This window comes from Aeromonas sp. FDAARGOS 1419, from assembly GCF_019047045.1.
Taxonomy (GTDB): Bacteria; Pseudomonadota; Gammaproteobacteria; order Enterobacterales; family Aeromonadaceae; genus Aeromonas; species Aeromonas veronii.
The window spans coordinates 2295469-2312206 of sequence record NZ_CP077209.1 but is presented as its reverse complement, the minus strand read 5'-3'; the positions used below and the strand labels follow the sequence as shown (position 1 = coordinate 2312206).

Genomic DNA, 16738 nt, shown 5'->3' with positions numbered 1-16738 from the left:
AGAGGGCCTTTGAACGGGCCCTCTTTTCATTTGTTCAAATCTGTCGCCATGTCATTAAAGTGTCACATTAAATCCATAAATTTGTCACTGCCAGGTCAGATACTGGCGCCGTCTTAAGAACGGACCTTCTGTAACTTTGGAGAGATTGGATGAAACTCAACAAACTGGCTGGTGTAATCGGATTCACCGCAGCAACCCTGTTTTCTGTCAGCGCCCTGGCTGCCGGTGTGGATAAAGACCTGCCGGATTACACACCGACCAGCGGCATTTCGGGCAACCTGTCCTCTGTCGGCTCGGACACCCTGGCCAACATGATGACCCTGTGGGCCGAAGAATTTAAGCGCTTGTACCCCAACGTCAACGTGCAGATCCAGGCCGCCGGTTCTTCTACCGCACCGACTGCCCTGACCGAAGGTGTTGCCCAGTTCGGTCCTATGAGCCGTGCCATGAAGGCCGGTGAAGAGGAAGCATTCGAGAAGCGTTACGGCTACAAGCCGACTGCCATCCGCGTTGCAGTCGATGCCCTGGCGGTGTTCGTCAACAAGGACAACCCCATCAAGGGGCTGACCATGCCGCAGATCGACGCCATCTTCTCCAGCACCCTCAAGTGCGGCGAAGCCAAGGCTGCCACCAAGTGGTCTGATCTGGGTCTGGATGGCAACTGGTCCTCTAAGGATCTGCAACTGTTCGGTCGCAACTCCGTATCCGGTACCTACGGTTACTTCAAGGAGCACGCCCTGTGTAACGGCGACTTCAAGAGCGGCGTGAACGAGCAGCCGGGTTCTGCCTCCGTGGTGCAGTCTGTCTCTGCCTCCCTGAACGGCATCGGCTACTCCGGTATCGGTTATGTCACCTCCGGCGTGCGTGCAGTACCGCTCTCCAAAGATGGCAAGACCTTCATCGAAGCGACCTCCGATAACGCCATCACCGGCAAGTATCCGCTGTCACGCTTCCTGTACGTTTACGTGAACAAGCATCCGAACAAGCCGCTCTCCCCGATGGAGCAAGAGTTCGTCAAGATGATGCTCTCCAAAGCAGGCCAGAACATCGTTGCCAAAGATGGCTACGTGCCGGTGCCGGCCAAGGTGGTACAGGCTGACCTGAAAAAGCTGGGTATCATGTAACTGCCCGCAGTCAGCATGCCCTGATAAAACGAGCCCCAAGCGGGCTCGTTTTGTTTTTGGCGGCTGTCAGTTTTGTTAATAGCGCAGGATGGATATTTTTCCGCCAGCCGGGGGCTGGCTCCCTTGCGCAGCAGGGCGGCATTTCCGAGAATAGGGCAACGTTATGGCAAAGGATCCCTTCATGATTGCGTCCCTCACCAAGTTTGGCCTGGTAGCCCTCTGTAGTTCCCTGCTGGTCGCCTGCGCCCAGTCGCCGACCGGCCGCAGCCAGATGCTGCTCTACTCTCCCCAGCAGATGAACCAGCTGGGCGCCGACTCCTTCGAGCAGATGAAGAAGCAGGAGAAGGTGAGCAAGGATGCCAAACTCAACGCCTATGTCTCCTGTGTCGCCAAGGCGGTGACCGCCCAGGTGCCGGCCAGCTATGGCATCACCAACTGGGAAGTGGTGGTGTTTGACTCCAAACAGGTCAACGCCTTCGCCCTGCCCGGCGGCAAGATCGGGGTCTACAGCGGCCTGCTCAAGGTGGCCAAGAATCAGGATCAGCTGGCGACCGTCATCGGCCACGAGCTGACTCACGTACTGGCCCAGCACTCCAACGAGCGACTCTCGCGCAGCCAGCTGGCGGGGATCGGTCTGGCGGCTGCGGACATTGCCATGGGCACCAGCGAGTATCGCGGCGCCACCATGGCCGCCCTTGGCCTCGGGGTCGAGGTGGGGGTGATGTTGCCCTATGGCCGAACTCAGGAGAGCGAAGCGGATCGGCTCGGACTTGAGCTGATGGCGCGTGCCGGGTTCAATCCGGCCGAGGCAATCCCCCTGTGGCAAAACATGAGTGCCGCCGCCGGTGGCAACACGCCGCCGCAACTGCTCTCCACCCACCCGAGCAACGAGAACCGGATCGCCGAGTTGCAGGCGCAACAGGCGCAAGTGCTGCCGCTCTATGAGCAGGCCCGCGCCAATGGTCTGGTGCCCCAATGCAAGGCATAAGCCTGCGCATGGCGCGCAGCGACGATGCCGCCGCCATGACGGTGATGCAGCGAGCCAGCTGGCTCGCTGCCTATGGCCAGGTGCTCGGTGCCGACCTGCTGGAGCAGCTGGACGTCACCGCCCATCTGCAGATTTGGCAGAGCCGTCTGGCCGAGCCGGGCCCAAGGCCCATGCTGCTTTGTCTCGATGAGGTGGTGATTGGCCTGCTCTACTGGCAACCACAGCAGGAAGCGGGACAGAGTCATGCCCTGATCCGCGCTTTTTACCTCCATCCCGACCACTGGCGACAAGGTTATGGTAAACGGCTGTGGCAGGCGGTGGCGATGCAGATGCGCCGAGCCGGTTGCCATAGCGTCAAATTGTGGCTGCTCGATGGCAACCACATCGGCGAGGGGTTCTACCTGCGCCGCGGCTTTGTCTTTGATGGCGAGGAGCGCACCCTGATAAGCCTCGGGCAGCCCTGCCTGCAGCGACAAATGAGCCGTTTGCTCTGATCACTCTCCCGTTTTTCGCCTTCGGTCACTTTATTTTTTTTGCGAATTAATACAATGTCCCCCTTGAAACAGAGTTGGATAAACACGGGCTGACAAGGGAGTGCTGGCATGTATTACGGCTTTGATATCGGTGGCACCAAGATCGCCTTTGCGGTCTATGACGGTGCATTGAACCTCTGCCACGAGGAGCGAATGAGCACCCCGGGCAACGATTACGAGGGGTTGCAGCAGCTGATCCGCTCCCGGGTCGAGCAGGCGGATGCCCGCTTCGGCGCACGGGGCTCGGTCGGTATCGGTTTTCCCGGTGTCATCAACAGCCAGGATCACAGCATAGTGGCGGCCAATCTGCCCTCCATCAATGGTCGCCATCTGGGCGCAGATCTGGCCGAACTGCTGGAGCGGCCGGTCAAAGTGGATAACGACGCCAACTGCTTCCTCTGGTCCGAAGTGCATCAGGGTGCCGCCGACGGCGCAGGCAGTGCGCTCGGCGTCACCATCGGCACCGGCATCGGCGGCGCCGTCTATCTGGCGGGCAAGCTTATTCAGGGGCGCAACTGGCTGGCTGGCGAGATTGGTCACTACCCATTGCCCGCGACCATGCTGATGAAGTACCCCGAGTTGCCCCGTCCCCGTTGCGGCTGCGGCCGTCTGGTCTGTTTTGAAACCTATGCCTCCGGCACCGGTCTGGAGCGTCTCTATCACCATTTCCATGGCCAGCGCGCCACGGGTCACCAGATTGTGGGGCGCTTCGAGGCCCATGAACCCCATGCGGTCGAGACGGTCGACTGCTGGCTGGAGATCATGGCCGCCGGGCTTGCCACCGCCATTTCGGTGATTGATCCCGAGGTGGTGGTATTGGGGGGCGGCCTGAGCGGCCTGCCCGCCCTCTATGAACAGCTGCCGCTGCGTCTGCCCGGCCACTTGCTGCCCGGGGTCGCCCTGCCCGAGATCCGCCAGGCCCGCTTCGGCGGTGCCGGTGGTGTGCGCGGCGCAGCCTTGCTCAATCTATGAGATCAGATGTGGGGTCTGATCTCCACGAAAAAGGAGTCCTCATGACCCGTCTTGAAATCTGTATCGACAACCTGGAATCCCTGTTTACTGCCCAGCAATCCGGGGCGGATCGCATTGAGCTCTGCTCTGCGCTGGGTCTGGGCGGCCTGACCCCCTCCTACGGTTTTATGCAGCATGCAGCCCGCCATGCCACCGTGCCGGTTTATGCCATGATCCGCCCGCGTGCCGGGGATTTTTGCTTCAATGACGGCGAGTTCGAGATGATGCTGCAAGATATTGCGGCCGCACGTGCTGCGGGGCTGCAAGGGGTGGTGGTCGGTTTGCTGGATGAGGAGGGGCGGGTGCCTGCCGCCAGGCTCAAACAGCTGGTGGATGCAGCAGGATCGTTGGGGGTCACCTTCCATCGCGCCATCGACCTCTCTTCCGACTGGCGCCTCGATCTGGAGACCATAGTCGCTGCCGGTTGCGAGCGTATTCTGAGCTCGGGCCATGCGCCGACCGCGTTGGCGGGGCTGGAAACCCTGCAGGAGATGCAACAAGCGCTGGCGGGACGTGCCAGCCTGATGCCGGGGGCCGGGGTCAATGCCGACAACGTGCGTACCATCATCGAGTTCACCGGGGTGAGCGAAGTGCATATGTCCGGCATGGGCTGGCGCGGTGGCATGGTACCCCATGGCGTCAATATGGGCACTTCGGACGATGGTCGGGTCAATATCACCGATGGCGCCAAGGTGGCTGCGGTCAGAGCCTTGCTGGATCGTGGTTAAGCAGATCGCCGCCGTTGGGCGGCGTTCATCCGCATCTTGTGTGAAGTTCCTCCCACTGACGGGGAAATCAGGGGCGCCCCCGGCAGCACCCCGGCCAAAAGTCTGATATTATCCCGCCTCTTTACTACATGGATCTGGAGCAACATCTCAATGTCCCAATACGACTCTATCGAACAGAAGGCCAGCTATGGCATCGGCCGCAACATGGGTGATCAGCTGGCGCAGCAAGCCTTCGCCGGTCTGGATATCCCGGCCCTGCAACAAGGTCTGGCAGATGCCCTGAATGGTCTGGAGTTCGCGGTCAGCCGTGACGATATCAATGATGCCTTCCAGGTGATCACTGCGCGTATGCAAGAAGAGCAGGAAGCCGCCGCCAAGGCCGCTGCTGCTGACGGCGAAGCCTTCTTGGCTGATAACGCCAAGCGCGCTGAAGTGAAGGTGACCGACTCCGGTCTGCAGTACGAAGTGCTGGTAGAAGGCAACGGTGCCGTTCCGGTAGCCGGTCAGTCCGTGCGTGTGCACTACCACGGTACCTTCACCCACGGTGGCGTATTCGACAGCTCCGTCGCTCGCGGCCAGCCGGCTGAATTCCCGGTGACCGGCGTGATCGCTGGCTGGGTTGAAGCGCTGCAGCTGATGCCGGTTGGTTCCAAGTGGAAGCTCTACATCCCCCACGATCTGGCCTACGGTGCCCGTGGCGCGGGCTCCATCCCGCCTTACTCTGCACTGGTATTTGAAGTCGAGCTGCTGGACATCCTGTGATCCTGCTGGCTTGATGCAAACGGCGACCCTCGGGTCGCCGTTTGTTTTTGGGTTATGTGATAGACAGCATTTGTCGCGCCCAGCGGGCTGGAGAGCAGAAAAGGGCGGCACTTTTGCGCTTTTGACTGGTTTTTTCAGAAACGGGAACAGGCATACTGCGACTCATTAGAGAGGATAAGGAGAACCCGATGAGCAAGAAGATGAAGAAAGTAGCGGGGCTGGCCCTGTTGCTGCTGAGCATTCCGGCCAGTGCCGATGCCATGCGCTGCAAGAACGCCCTGATCACCGAGGGAGACACCACCGCCGAGATGCTGCTCAAGTGCGGTGAGCCGATGTTGCGTGAAGAGCTCAACCGCAACGAGGAGAACCAGTTTGGCAACATGGTACAGGTCAAATATGGTGAACGCTGGACCTACAACTTCGGCAAGAACGAGTTCATGCGCTTTGTGACGGTGCGCAACGGCATCATTACCGATATCGAAAACGGCCCGCGCGGCCAGTAGCCGGCGGGCAAAGCATGGATGCACAACAGACAGTAGGGCAAGACCCTTTGACTCACATGTCCGGCAAGGGGTCGCGGTGACCAAGTTGTCTGACAGCCAGATTGATCTGGCGAGCCAGTCTTAGCCGCTGGCGGCAGGTCAGGCCATGGAGGCTGATCCTGCCCGCGTTGAATTCAAATGTCCCCAGCGACTCGATGGCAAAATAGCCTCGATGAAAGCTCTTGATGTAGCGAGCGATCTGCCGTAGGGATAACTGCTTGAATACCTTCATCACACGGTTCCCTGATTGCCTGGACAGGGCACACTATGGTGTCGGTCGATGACACTGATATGACGGTTTATAAAGATTTGCATGAATCCTTATTTTGCCAGTGAGTTCGGCAAATTGACGGCGTCATCGAAAAAGTTGTGCCATGACAAACCACCGCACCGATATACTGCGGGCTTGAATGGAACAAATAAAAGGGCCTGTGCGTGGAATGGGTTGATGTGGTGGACGGGAACAACCGGGTGATTGGCGTGGCCGAGCGAGCCAAGGTGCGGCGGGAGAATCTCTGCCATCGTGCTAGCTATATTCTGGTGCTCGACGACGCGGATCGGATCCTGGTGCAGCGACGCACCCTCAGCAAGGATTTCTGCCCCGGCATGCTGGATGCCTGCGCTGGTGGCGTGGTCACCACCGGTGAGGAGATGGAGCGCTCCGCTCGCCGCGAGTTGGCCGAAGAGCTGGGGATTATGGATGTTCCACTGCAGAGCTTTGGCAGCTTTTATGCGGAAGGGGAGGGCTACCGGGTCTGGGGTGGCCTCTTCAGTTGCCGTTATCAGGGGCCGCTGCAGTTGCAGGCCGAAGAGGTGAGCGCGGTGCACTGGATGAGCCTGGCCGAGATCGCCGAGCGCGCCAGTGAATTTACCCCCGACTCCCTGCTCGCCATCGCCACCTGGCAGGCAAGGCGCTGACCAACTTCATATATTCTCTTCTCCAGAGACAAGACGGGCAGCCTGATGGCTGCCCGTCTGCCTTTGTGCATTTACTTGGTCTGCTACACCAGCTTGAGGCGCCGGTTGGTGCGCCCGCAAGCGCTCGGCTTGGCGAGCCAGTGCCCTTGCCAGTCGGTGGCCAGACGCAACAATGGATATTCCAGATCGAGCCGGGTCACCACCAGCTGGCCCGTTTCATCTCCACTCACGGGATTGCCGCTGGCGGGATCGATGATCTCGACGATGCAGCTCTCGTTGACGATAAAGCCCTGACCGGGCTGACTCTCGTAGGCCACCACCCCCACATCCTGCCACACCAGACAGTTGAGGGCCGCAATGCCATGAATGGCGCGCAGTGGTGCCGTTTCAGGATGGGTGGCTTCGCACAGTAGGGCGCGGCGCAGCGAGTCGCTCGGGATCTCCGCCGCTTCGGCCGCTTCCAGCAGGTCGAGCAGGGTCACCAGCGGGCCGACATAGCCGGTGGGTTGATAGCGCAGCAGTGCCTCCAGCTGGCGCTGGGTATCGTGGGGGCCGCAGGGTACCACTGGAGCCCCCAGCTGGCGGGCGCCGTTATCGAAGATAAAGGCGGTGGGGCCAGCATGATAGTCGTGGCCGTTGAGCATCACTTCCCCCGCCTTGAAACCGGCGGCAAACAGTGCTCGGGCGGCCCCCCACCAGTCAGCCCCAGCATACTCGGGGATGGCCAGCTGGCCCGGACAGGAGAAGACCCGCAACGCCTGACTGGCGGGGCGGCCGGTAAGACCGGCAAAGGGGGGATGAGCCTGCTGGGCGGCAAAGAGCTCTTTGCTGTCGAGCAGTGGCAGGGTGGCCAGCTCTGCCAGATCCTCGAGGCGGCACTGGCGATAGGCGCTGGAGTAACCGGCGCAATATTGACTGACATGGGTAAGCTGATGATTGAGCTGGTCCAGTTGCTGCTGCTCGCGCATGGCGGGGGGACGAATTTCCAGACCATCGTAATAGTGTTGCATGGGGCCTCCTGGCGCCGTGAAACCAGCTCAAGAGTAGTCTGCCCAAGGGGAAAATGCCTGCCGCTATCCATGGTCAGGCTCAGAGCCGCTGTTAGGCGGCATCGTCACTCTGGGATAAACTGGCGACTTTCCATCACGACTCAGGACGAGAAATCATGATTGCTGTAGGACACCCCCTGCCTGCGGGCGAATTTACCTTTATCACCGCCGAGGGCAAGCAGCTGCGGGATAGCCAGACGCTGTTCGCTGGTAAAAAAGTAGTGCTGTTTGCGGTACCCGGCGCCTTTACTCCCACCTGCTCCAATGCCCATCTGCCCGGTTATGTGGTGTTGGCCGATCAGTTCATGGCCAAAGGGGTGGATGCCATCTGTTGCCTCTCGGTCAACGACGCTTTCGTGATGCGGGCCTGGCAGACGGCCCAGAATGCCGAGGCGATCACCATGCTGGCAGATGGCGATGGCAGCTGGACCCGGGCGCTGGGCCTGGCCAAGGATACCGGCGCCTTTGGCGGCATCCGCGCCCAGCGCTTTGCGTTGATCGCCAACGATGGTGTTGTAGAGCAGCTGTTTTTGGAGGCGCCGGGCAAGTTCGAGGTCTCCGATGCCGCGAGCCTGCTGGCTGCACTGTGAAATGTTAATCACGGTTTGATTTCCCCTTGAAATGGGAGGTGGCACAGCTACACTGGCGCCACTTTCCCATGGTGCCTGCCCGTTTGGGCTGGCGCTTCGTTGCAGATAACAAGAGATGAAGATCCTATGACCCTGGCTTTTGTTGCCCTGATTGCCGGACTGGCGCTGCTGGTCTGGAGTGCAGACAAGTTTGTCGATGGCGCTGCCGCCACCGCCCGTTATGCGGGGATGCCGCCGCTGCTGATCGGCATGGTGATCATCGGTTTTGGTACCTCGGCCCCGGAGATGGTGGTCTCGGCACTGGCGGCGTCCCAGGGCAATCCCGGGTTGGCGCTTGGTAATGCCTATGGCTCCAACATCACCAATATCGCGCTGATCCTGGGTCTGACGGCACTGATCAGCCCTATCGCGGTGGCCTCTCAGGTAGTACGCAAGGAGATCCCGATCCTGCTCGGTATTACCCTGCTCTCCGGCGCCTTGCTGATCGATGGCCATCTGGGCCGGATGGATGCGGTCATTCTGGGGGCCGTCTTCGTTGCCCTGATGGGCTGGTCCATCTGGGCTGGCATGAATGGCAAGGGAGATGCGCTGGATACCGAGACCGCCGAGGATATCGAGAGCGAGGGGATGTCCCTCAAGAGCGCCATCTTCTGGCTGGTGGTCGGGCTGGTGCTGCTGATCGGCGCTTCCCGTCTGTTGGTCTGGGGGGCGGTGACCATCGCCCAGGCGCTCGGCATCAGCGATCTGGTGATTGGCCTCACCATCGTCGCGATCGGTACTTCGCTGCCGGAGCTGGCCTCGTCGCTGATCGCCATTCGCAAGAACGAGCATGATCTGGCCCTTGGCAACGTGCTCGGCTCCAACCTGTTCAACACCCTGGCGGTGGTGGGGATTGCGGCGGGCATCCACCCGCTCGATGTGGCGCCGGAGGTGCTCACCCGTGACTGGAGCATCATGATGGGGCTGACTCTGCTGCTGCTGGTGATGTGTCTGGGCCGCAAGGGACAGGGCCGTATCAACCGGTTGGAGGGGGGCGTGTTGCTCACCTGCTTCGTCGCCTACACCGGCTGGCTGCTGACCAGTCAGTTTATCTGATAGGGGTTGGTGAAATGAGAGAGGGGGAAGCGCAAGCTTCCCCCTCTTGTTTTTGCCCAGTGAATCTGTTGGCGAGCGGTGTGCTCAGGCTACTGCTACCAGCTTCTGCCCCTTCTGGCTGCTGTCCAGAATGAGGATGCTGGCCTTGGGGAAGAAGTTGAAGGTGGAGGCGGAGGCCCAGGTGTAGGCGCCCATCACCTTGCCAACCACCAACTCGCCGATAGCCAAGTCCGGCAGCATGATGCCATCGCGGATCACATCCACGCTGTCGCAGGTCGGGCCGGAGAGCACCGAGTTGTGTTGCTCGCCGCTGGCATAAGGCGTGCTCACCGGATAGGTAACGTGGTCGTAGAGCTGGCCGTTGTAGCTGCCGTAGAGACCGTCATCCAGGTAGTACCAGATCTTGTCGCCGCGGTGGGCCTTGCCCATCACGCTGGATACCGAAGTCATGGCCGGCGCGCTGATAAAGCGGCCCGGTTCGGCAATCTTCTGCACGGTAGCGGGCAACTTGGCCAGCGCTTCGCGGATCGGCGCGCAGAAGCCGTCGATATCGAACTCGCCCCCCTCATAATCCACCGGGAAACCGCCGCCGATATCCAGCACCCAAGGCTTGAGCCCGAGCGCCCAAGCCTGCTCCATGATCTCGCGGCAGGCGTCGATGGCCTGCACATGGCGATGGGCATGAGGCACTTGCGAGCCGACGTGGAACGACAGCCCCATCACCTTGATCCCCTTGGCGTGGGCCAGTTGCAGCAGCGGCAGCGCCTGCTCCGGAGTGCAGCCGAACTTCTTGGAGAGATCGACCTTGGTCTCGGGGTTCGGGAAGCTGACCCGCAGCAACAGTTTCACTTCGTCCTTGTAGGGAATGAACTTTTCCAGCTCCAGCGGGTTGTCGTAGACAAACACGGTGCAGCCAAACTCCAGCGCATAACGGATATCGCTGTCGCGCTTGATGGGATGGGTATGAATGCAACGTCCTGGGCGAACTCCCTGACTGCGCACCAGATCCACTTCGCCATTGGTGGCCAGATCGAAACAGGCCCCCTCTTCCTTCAAGACAGAGACCACCGCCTCATGGGGCAGGGGTTTGAGTGCATAGTGCAATCGTACATCGGGCAGGGCGGCGGCCAGGGCCCGATACTGTTTGCGGACGGCTGCCTTGTCGAGCAGCAGCAGGGGGGAGCCGAATTGTTCAACCAGCTGACGGTAATCTTGTGCGACCACATCTTTTGCAACCAGGGTCTCGTTCATTCTCTTTTGGTCATCCTTAGGGGGCGTGATATGCCCAAGCCATATGCGATTGAACCGGCGACGGCCGGGTCAGGCGAGCGGTCCGGTGGGACCAACCGAACACAGTGCATAAATTGATGGCAAAGTGCTTGGTTATGCGTCGGATTATCTGCTTATTGACTCTGTGTGTAAGCTATTTGATTGGATATGTTGGCAAGTTTTTCTGGCCGAAACGATTGAGAGGATTGCTATCAATCCAGCCACTTTCCTTATCGAACCGTTTCGCTGCCGTTCGGGCTTAACTTGTTGATAGTTAACTAACATTTAACATGTTGGCGAGGGTTTGAGCGCAGGGCAAAAAAGTGCGGCAGCGGGGTTCCAAGTGCGAGACAGCTCACATTTTTTGGATTAACATGCCCGCTTCCTAATCCAAATTAGTTCGGATGAAGGTAGCAGGAGAGCGATGGGCAACCATCCACCGAAGAAGTGAATCTTTCAGGTACCGGGCAACCGGTGTGGACTGCTACTGGACGATACTCTGGAGAGACCCGTTTAATCGGGCGCCGAAGGAGCAAGGCACCATGATTGCATCGCAATCTGGCGCCGGAAACTCTCAGGCAAAAGGACAGAGGGGATGGGATGGTTGTACCTGGGCTTGGCCCGCATCCGATCGCCTCTGGGGATCGCGACACCTATGGGAAGATCATCCTTCTCCTCCTTAATTTTTGTTTCTTAAGGAGGATGCATGTCATCAATTCAATCGGCGTTAACCGCCATCGATAGCTTTATCTGGGGGCCACCCCTGCTGATCCTGCTGGTCGGGACCGGTATCTACCTAACTTTGCGTCTGGGTCTGCTTCAGGTGGTGCGCTTGCCGCTCGCTCTGCGTCTGGTCTTTGGCCGCGATCAGGGCCAGGGCAAGCAGGGGGATGTCTCCAGCTTCGGCGCCCTCTGTACCGCGCTTTCGGCAACGATCGGCACCGGCAACATCGTCGGGGTTGCCACCGCCATCAAGCTCGGCGGCCCGGGTGCCCTGTTCTGGATGTGGATGGCAGCGCTGTTTGGCATGGCTACCAAGTACGCCGAGTGCCTGCTGGCGGTCAAATATCGCGAGCAGGACGCCAACGGCCAGATGGCTGGCGGCCCCATGTACTATCTGGAGAAGGGGCTCGGCTCCAGGCCGCTCGCCAAGCTGTTTGCCCTGTTCGGTATCGGCGTGGCCTTCTTCGGCATCGGCACCTTCCCGCAGGTTAACGCCATCAGTGATGCCATGAGCCTCTCCTTCTCGGTGCCCCGTGAAGCGACTGCCGTGGTGCTGACCCTGATCGTGGCGCTGGTGACTTTGGGGGGCATCCAGTCCATCTCCAGCGTGTCGAGCAAGGTGGTCCCCTTCATGGCCATCTTCTACATCGTCGCCTGTCTGGGTGTGCTGGTGAACAATGCCAGTGCCCTGCCGGAGGCGATCGCGCTGGTGATCGAGAGTGCCTTCACCGGCCATGCAGCGACCGGTGGCTTCGTCGGTGCCAGCATCATGCTGGCCATTCAGTCCGGGGTGGCGCGCGGGGTCTTCTCCAACGAGTCGGGACTGGGCTCAGCGCCCATCGCGGCAGCGGCGGCCAAGACCGATTCGTGCGTGGAGCAGGGGCTGGTCTCTATGACCGGTACCTTCATCGACACCATCATAATCTGCACCATGACCGGCCTGACTCTGGTGGTCACCGGGGTGTGGAGCGGCGATGCGAGCGGCGCTGCCATGACCAGTCTGGCCTTTGCCCAGGGGCTGGATGCCCATATCGGCCAGTATCTGGTGAGCATTGGCCTCTTGTTCTTCGCCTTTACCACCATCCTTGGCTGGAACTACTACGGCGAGCGCTGCACCGAGTACCTGTTCGGGGTGAAGGCGATCAAACCTTACCGCCTCATCTATCTGGTGCTGGTGGCGAGTGGTGCCTTCCTGCATCTGGACATGATTTGGCTGTTGGCCGACATCGTCAACGGCCTGATGGCGGTGCCCAACCTCATCGGCCTGATTGGCCTGCGCCATGTGGTGATCGCCGAGACCCGCGCCTACTTTAGCCGGGATTTGGATAGCGAAGCCGAGCCGGAGCCGCAGACGGCCTGAACGCCTCAGCCCGTTTCACGTTCCCCTTGAAATGAACAGGCCACGACTCCGGTCGTGGCTTTTTTGTGCCTGCGCTATCTCCATCGACGGGCGTTTTCCCTCTCCCTTCGGAATAAGGTCAGGATGGGGGGGATAGCCCCTCGCTCAGCAGGCTATCCAGATGTGCTCGCACTTTCTCTACCAGTGCCTGATCGCTACCGTGCCAATCGATGCTGCTTGCCAGCGTGGTGGAGGTTCCCGCCATAAAACGCAGTTCGCCGCCCGCCAGCTCGTAGAAGCGGCTCGCCATCCTGGTTCCCTCATCCACATCACCCGCCACCAGCAGCATGGCTTGTGCCAGCACGGCGCCCTGGTGATCCTGCCCCGGCGCCAGCCAGCGCTGGGCAGTACCGGTGATCTTGCGTCCCCCGATCACCAGATTGTACTGACCATCGCAAAAGGATCCGGGCACGAAGTCATAGCTTCCCTCAAGGCCGTACTCCGCCAGCAGGGTCAGCAGCGGGGCCCCCAGCAGCCGGTAGTAGTGGGCGAGATCTGTAGTGGTGCGGGGCAGCAGTAAGGAGAGGTTGAGAATGCCCGCCCCGTGGGGCACGGCGGTACCGCCACTGTCGCGCACATGCACCGGCCAGCCTTCGTCTGCCAGCTGTTTGCAGGCGGCTTCGTAATGGGGGAGGCGGGTATCCTTGCGAGTGACAATCAGGCATTGGGGCGCCTGCCAGAGGTGAGCGCGGGGCTGGCCGTCATGGGCACAGTCGCGCAGCCAGCGCTGCTCTTGCGCCAGTATTTGTGCGGGTGAAGCGGTATCGGGGAGGGGAGAGAGCAGGCGATAGGGCATGGCGGCATCCTCAAAAAAGGCTGCCCAGCACACTACCCGTGGCGACTGGCAAGGTAAAGCCCCGCAGTGCGGGGCTTGGGTTGGCTATCGGTGGACGATGTCTCAGGAGTGACGCGCTTCGCGCTTGGGCAGCAGCAGGTTGAGCACGATGGCGGTAATGCCACCGGTGGCGACGCCGTAGGAGAGCACGCTCTTGGCCAGCTCCGGCAGGTGTTGCAGCACTTCCGGCACCTGCGCGACCCCCAGCCCCATGGCCAGCGACACCGCCAGGATCATCAGGGCGCGGCGATCCAGCTCCTCGCGGGCAATGATGCGCACGCCAGCGGCGGCGATGGTGCCGAACATCACGATGGTGGCACCCCCCAGCACGGGCTCGGGGATCTGCTGTACCAGACTGGCGACCGCCGGGAACAGGCCGAGCAGGGCCAGCATGGTGGCGATAAAGAGCCCGACATGGCGGCTGGCGACGCCGGTCAGCTGAATGACGCCGTTATTCTGGGCGAAGGTGGACATGGGGAAGGTGGAGAAAACTGCCGCCAGCATGGAGTTGGCACCATCGGCCAGCACGCCGCCTTTGATCCGCTCCATATAGACAGGCCCTTCCAGTGGCTCGCCGGAGATATCCGAGGTGGCGGTCATGTCGCCGATCGCTTCGAGCGCCGTCACCACGAAGATGATGGCGAGCGGCACGAACAGCTGCCAGTCAAAGCCGAGACCGTAGTGGAGCGGAATGGGCACCATCACCAGCGGGCCGTCGAAGGTGGGGGCGCTCACTTTGCCCAACAGCAGGGCCACGGCATAGCCCGCCAGCATGGCGATCATGATGGCGGAGAGACGCAGCCAGGGGTTGCGACTGCGTTGCAGCAACACGATCAGGCCGAGCACCAGCAGTGAGAGGAAGAGGTTGGTGTGACTGGCGAAGCTGCCATCAGAGAGGGCTGCATAGCCGCCGCCCATGCTGATCAGGCCCACTTTGATCAGGGTCAGGCCGATCAGCAGCACCACTATGCCGGTGACCAGCGGGGTGATGATCCGTTTCACCAGATGGAGGAAGCGGCTCATCACCACGATAGTGAGTGCGGCAACCATCATGGTGCCAAACAATGTGCCCAACAGATCCTCGGTGGGCATGGCGGCCTGCTTGAGGGCGAGACCTGAGGCGATGATGGGGCCGAGGAAGTTGAAGCTGGTGCCCTGTACCGAGAGCAGGCCGGAACCGATGGGGCCGAAGCGACGGGTTTGAATGAAGGAGGCGATGCCGGACATGACCAGCGACATGGAGACGATATAACGGGTGTCGGCGGCAGGGAGGCCGAGGGCATTAGCGATAATCAGGGGCGGGGTAATGATGGCGACAAACATGGCGAGCATATGCTGCAGGGCGGCGAACAGCGTCTGGGGCAGAGGCGGGACATCCTCTATGCCATAGACCAGTTCGCTATGGGCTCGCCTGGGTGGATGTGCCTCTCGATTGGCGCGTGTGACAGCAGCCTGTTCCATAAGTACCTCGAATTGTGTGGGGAGGGGGAGAAAATTGGGCGCTATTGTAGTGATTGAAATGAGGCTGACCAGCGCTAATTATGCAAAAAAAGGTTTATTTTTTGATGGGTTGAAACGTTTGCGCGCTGCGATTATCATCTGTCGGTTTGTGTGACCGACCTCTCCTTTTTATTCTCCCCGCTAATGACATTTTTACCACTTTGTAGGTGTAGAATGAGCCCTCAGTATTCATCGTGGAGACTCTGGATGCTCAAGTTGTCAGAGTTCTGGAGTGCGAGGGTTCACTCCGAAGACTTTACTCGTACTCGCATGGGGTTTATGACGGTGCGTTTGCGCCTGCTGACCTGCTTGCTGATGCTCGGATTGCCCGCCTGGGCCGTGGTGGATTGGTTGACCTTGCCCGCCGTTCATTTCGAGCAGCTGTTTCAGGCCAGGATCTTCTGCACCCTGGCGCTCTCGCCACTTATTCCGCTCTCGTACCTCATCCACTTCAAGCGGGAACGGATGAAGCTGGCCCTTGGCTACCTGATGGCCGTGATGATGCTCTTCTCCCTCTTTTGCCTGAACAGCTTTGGCGCCGGACAGGAGTTGCAGGCGGGTTATGCGGCCTTTCCCTATCTGCTGATCACCCTGTTTGCCATCTTCCCCATCCCCCTCTCCCTCGGCTTGCAACTGGCAGGCGTGGTACTGGTGACCATGCTGCTGGGCCACTGGCTGCTGGTGGGCCAGAGCATCTGGAGTCAGGCCACCCTGAATCAGGTGTGGGTGCTCGGCATGTTTACCATGGCCAGTTGCTGGGTGCAGTGCGGTCAACTCAACATGCTGCTGCGGCTCTATCGGGAATCGACCACCGATGAGCTGACCGGCATGATGAACCGCCGCCTGCTGATGAAGCAGCTGGAGCAGGCCAGAATCCGGCTGCAACTCAAGAAGAAGCCCTTTGCGGTGATGCTGCTGGATCTCGATCGCTTCAAGCGGATCAACGATATCTACGGCCATCTGGCGGGGGATGCGGTGCTCAAGGAGGTGGCGACCACCCTGGGCGAGCAGCTGGAGCCTGATATGGTGCTGGGGCGCTATGGAGGCGAAGAGTTTGCCATCCTGATGCACAACTGCGCCGATCCGGCGCTGGCGAGCAAAATGGCCGAGCGGCTGCGCATTGCCGTCGAGGCGAGGCTGGTGAAGAGTCCCACCTCGGACGAATTGCTGGAGGTGACGGTGAGTATCGGGATTGCCATGGCTCGTGCCGATGACACCATCGATATTCTGATCAACCGTGCCGACGAGTGTCTCTATCAGGCCAAGATGGCGGGACGCAACTGCGTGGTGGTCGAGGGGCAGAACCGCGCAAAAACAGATGCCGCCTGAGGGCGGCATCCTGCTGGCAATGAGCTGGCGAGATCAGGCCAGCTTGTACTTGCCGGAGAGCTGCTGGGCCAGCAGCTTGAACATGTTGAACACTGCCATGGTCTTGCCGGTCGGGGTGCCATCTTCGGCCAGGAAATACTCCCCCTTGAACACCAGAATATCCCCCTTCTGCTCCACCGAATCGGCGCGCATACCGTGGATGAAGTCTTCATGCTCTTTGATGATCTTGTTGGCCATCTCAAGCAGGGCCGTCTCGGTGATCAGCTCTTTCTGTGGTTGCATGCTCGTCTCCTTAAACGACTACTGGGCAGGGGCATTGAGCCATTGGATGTGGCGGCGCCCT

At 60.3% G+C, this 16738-nt stretch carries 18 protein-coding genes and 1 riboswitch; of the genes, 12 read left to right on the top strand and 6 right to left on the bottom strand.

Translation table 11 applies throughout. The annotated features are described in order from the left end of the window. Positions 1 to 149: 149 nt before the first annotated feature. From I6L49_RS10265 to I6L49_RS10235, 7 genes are all read left to right on the top strand, one after another. Complete coding sequence (locus I6L49_RS10265; RefSeq protein WP_005338411.1) at positions 150 to 1124, top strand: PstS family phosphate ABC transporter substrate-binding protein; 975 nt, start codon at positions 150 to 152, stop codon at positions 1122 to 1124. Between the two features lie 181 nt (positions 1125 to 1305). Further along, positions 1306 to 2112 carry a M48 family metallopeptidase gene (locus I6L49_RS10260; protein ID WP_005358873.1) on the top strand — a complete coding sequence of 269 codons (807 nt, stop codon included), beginning with the start codon at positions 1306 to 1308 and terminating at the stop codon, positions 2110 to 2112. Beyond that, positions 2100 to 2606 carry a GNAT family N-acetyltransferase gene (locus I6L49_RS10255; protein ID WP_005338408.1) on the top strand — a complete coding sequence of 169 codons (507 nt, stop codon included), beginning with the start codon at positions 2100 to 2102 and terminating at the stop codon, positions 2604 to 2606. The genes I6L49_RS10260 and I6L49_RS10255 overlap by 13 nt, the downstream gene beginning before the upstream one ends. A gap of 108 nt (positions 2607 to 2714) precedes the next feature. Continuing rightward, entirely contained in the window at positions 2715 to 3617 is a 903-nt protein-coding gene (locus tag I6L49_RS10250; protein WP_005343908.1) for an ROK family protein, read from the top strand. Positions 3618 to 3658: 41 nt separating this feature from the next. Beyond that, positions 3659 to 4384: a copper homeostasis protein CutC gene (locus I6L49_RS10245; RefSeq protein ID WP_216949477.1), complete on the top strand. Its 726-nt coding sequence runs from the start codon at positions 3659 to 3661 to the stop codon at positions 4382 to 4384. A 150-nt stretch (positions 4385 to 4534) separates the two neighbouring features. Then, on the top strand, positions 4535 to 5146 hold the full coding sequence (locus tag I6L49_RS10240; protein ID WP_005338405.1) for an FKBP-type peptidyl-prolyl cis-trans isomerase: 612 nt from the start codon (positions 4535 to 4537) through the stop codon (positions 5144 to 5146). A gap of 188 nt (positions 5147 to 5334) precedes the next feature. Continuing rightward, positions 5335 to 5649, top strand: a complete 315-nt coding sequence (locus tag I6L49_RS10235) for a DUF2845 domain-containing protein (protein ID WP_005338404.1) — start codon at positions 5335 to 5337, stop codon at positions 5647 to 5649. Positions 5650 to 5701: 52 nt separating this feature from the next. Here I6L49_RS10235 and I6L49_RS10230 read toward each other — a convergent pair whose 3' ends face one another. Next, positions 5702 to 5920, bottom strand: coding sequence for a DUF1107 family protein (locus I6L49_RS10230; protein WP_216949476.1), 219 nt, complete (start codon positions 5918 to 5920; stop codon positions 5702 to 5704). A 203-nt stretch (positions 5921 to 6123) separates the two neighbouring features. On the opposite strand from I6L49_RS10230, the gene yfcD reads away from it, so the two are divergent. Then, positions 6124 to 6606, top strand: coding sequence for an NUDIX hydrolase YfcD (yfcD, locus tag I6L49_RS10225; protein WP_216949475.1), 483 nt, complete (start codon positions 6124 to 6126; stop codon positions 6604 to 6606). 83 nt (positions 6607 to 6689) lie between these two features. On the opposite strand, the gene I6L49_RS10220 is transcribed toward yfcD, so the two are convergent. After that, on the bottom strand, positions 6690 to 7616 hold the full coding sequence (locus tag I6L49_RS10220; RefSeq protein WP_058056707.1) for a phenylacetate--CoA ligase family protein: 927 nt from the start codon (positions 7614 to 7616) through the stop codon (positions 6690 to 6692). A gap of 155 nt (positions 7617 to 7771) precedes the next feature. On the opposite strand from I6L49_RS10220, the gene I6L49_RS10215 reads away from it, so the two are divergent. Beyond that, positions 7772 to 8245: a peroxiredoxin gene (locus I6L49_RS10215; RefSeq protein ID WP_216949474.1), complete on the top strand. Its 474-nt coding sequence runs from the start codon at positions 7772 to 7774 to the stop codon at positions 8243 to 8245. A 126-nt stretch (positions 8246 to 8371) separates the two neighbouring features. Continuing rightward, entirely contained in the window at positions 8372 to 9340 is a 969-nt protein-coding gene (locus I6L49_RS10210) for a calcium/sodium antiporter (protein WP_216949473.1), read from the top strand. Positions 9341 to 9424: 84 nt separating this feature from the next. Here the strand turns inward: I6L49_RS10210 and I6L49_RS10205 are convergent, their stop codons facing one another. Further along, positions 9425 to 10591, bottom strand: coding sequence for a type III PLP-dependent enzyme (locus tag I6L49_RS10205; RefSeq protein WP_201986912.1), 1167 nt, complete (start codon positions 10589 to 10591; stop codon positions 9425 to 9427). 507 nt (positions 10592 to 11098) lie between these two features. Further along, a riboswitch (glycine riboswitch) is annotated at positions 11099 to 11209 on the top strand. Between the two features lie 106 nt (positions 11210 to 11315). Here I6L49_RS10205 and I6L49_RS10200 point away from each other — a divergent pair. Beyond that, positions 11316 to 12692, top strand: coding sequence for a sodium:alanine symporter family protein (locus I6L49_RS10200; RefSeq protein ID WP_216949472.1), 1377 nt, complete (start codon positions 11316 to 11318; stop codon positions 12690 to 12692). A gap of 118 nt (positions 12693 to 12810) precedes the next feature. On the opposite strand, the gene I6L49_RS10195 is transcribed toward I6L49_RS10200, so the two are convergent. Both I6L49_RS10195 and I6L49_RS10190 read right to left on the bottom strand, forming a co-directional pair. Further along, the gene (locus I6L49_RS10195; protein ID WP_216949471.1) at positions 12811 to 13527 is read right to left on the bottom strand and encodes a protein ligase; all 717 of its coding nucleotides are present in this window, start codon (positions 13525 to 13527) and stop codon (positions 12811 to 12813) included. Positions 13528 to 13629: 102 nt separating this feature from the next. Then, on the bottom strand, positions 13630 to 15027 hold the full coding sequence (locus tag I6L49_RS10190; RefSeq protein ID WP_216949470.1) for a nucleobase:cation symporter-2 family protein: 1398 nt from the start codon (positions 15025 to 15027) through the stop codon (positions 13630 to 13632). 246 nt (positions 15028 to 15273) lie between these two features. Between I6L49_RS10190 and I6L49_RS10185 the strand changes: the two genes are divergently transcribed. Beyond that, positions 15274 to 16395 (top strand): GGDEF domain-containing protein, encoded by a 1122-nt coding sequence (locus tag I6L49_RS10185; protein WP_005338383.1) that lies wholly within the window; start codon positions 15274 to 15276, stop codon positions 16393 to 16395. Positions 16396 to 16428: 33 nt separating this feature from the next. Here the strand turns inward: I6L49_RS10185 and I6L49_RS10180 are convergent, their stop codons facing one another. Then, entirely contained in the window at positions 16429 to 16677 is a 249-nt protein-coding gene (locus I6L49_RS10180; protein WP_005338382.1) for a YciN family protein, read from the bottom strand. Positions 16678 to 16738 lie beyond the last annotated feature (61 nt).

Bases quoted from the DNA above. Each gene is read 5' to 3' on its own strand.
- I6L49_RS10220 (WP_058056707.1), bottom strand. From the start codon at position 7,616: ATGCAACACTATTACGATGGTCTGGAAATTCGTCCCCCCGCCATGCGC.
- I6L49_RS10235 (WP_005338404.1), top strand. From the start codon at position 5,335: ATGAGCAAGAAGATGAAGAAAGTAGCGGGGCTGGCCCTGTTGCTGCTG.
- I6L49_RS10255 (WP_005338408.1), top strand. From the start codon at position 2,100: ATGCAAGGCATAAGCCTGCGCATGGCGCGCAGCGACGATGCCGCCGCC.
- I6L49_RS10185 (WP_005338383.1), top strand. From the start codon at position 15,274: ATGCTCAAGTTGTCAGAGTTCTGGAGTGCGAGGGTTCACTCCGAAGAC.
- I6L49_RS10215 (WP_216949474.1), top strand. From the start codon at position 7,772: ATGATTGCTGTAGGACACCCCCTGCCTGCGGGCGAATTTACCTTTATC.
- I6L49_RS10265 (WP_005338411.1), top strand. From the start codon at position 150: ATGAAACTCAACAAACTGGCTGGTGTAATCGGATTCACCGCAGCAACC.
- I6L49_RS10180 (WP_005338382.1), bottom strand. From the start codon at position 16,677: ATGCAACCACAGAAAGAGCTGATCACCGAGACGGCCCTGCTTGAGATG.
- I6L49_RS10250 (WP_005343908.1), top strand. From the start codon at position 2,715: ATGTATTACGGCTTTGATATCGGTGGCACCAAGATCGCCTTTGCGGTC.
- I6L49_RS10240 (WP_005338405.1), top strand. From the start codon at position 4,535: ATGTCCCAATACGACTCTATCGAACAGAAGGCCAGCTATGGCATCGGC.
- I6L49_RS10200 (WP_216949472.1), top strand. From the start codon at position 11,316: ATGTCATCAATTCAATCGGCGTTAACCGCCATCGATAGCTTTATCTGG.
- I6L49_RS10195 (WP_216949471.1), bottom strand. From the start codon at position 13,527: ATGCCCTATCGCCTGCTCTCTCCCCTCCCCGATACCGCTTCACCCGCA.
- I6L49_RS10260 (WP_005358873.1), top strand. From the start codon at position 1,306: ATGATTGCGTCCCTCACCAAGTTTGGCCTGGTAGCCCTCTGTAGTTCC.
- I6L49_RS10245 (WP_216949477.1), top strand. From the start codon at position 3,659: ATGACCCGTCTTGAAATCTGTATCGACAACCTGGAATCCCTGTTTACT.
- I6L49_RS10190 (WP_216949470.1), bottom strand. From the start codon at position 15,027: ATGGAACAGGCTGCTGTCACACGCGCCAATCGAGAGGCACATCCACCC.
- I6L49_RS10210 (WP_216949473.1), top strand. From the start codon at position 8,372: ATGACCCTGGCTTTTGTTGCCCTGATTGCCGGACTGGCGCTGCTGGTC.
- I6L49_RS10205 (WP_201986912.1), bottom strand. From the start codon at position 10,591: ATGAACGAGACCCTGGTTGCAAAAGATGTGGTCGCACAAGATTACCGT.
- I6L49_RS10230 (WP_216949476.1), bottom strand. From the start codon at position 5,920: ATGAAGGTATTCAAGCAGTTATCCCTACGGCAGATCGCTCGCTACATC.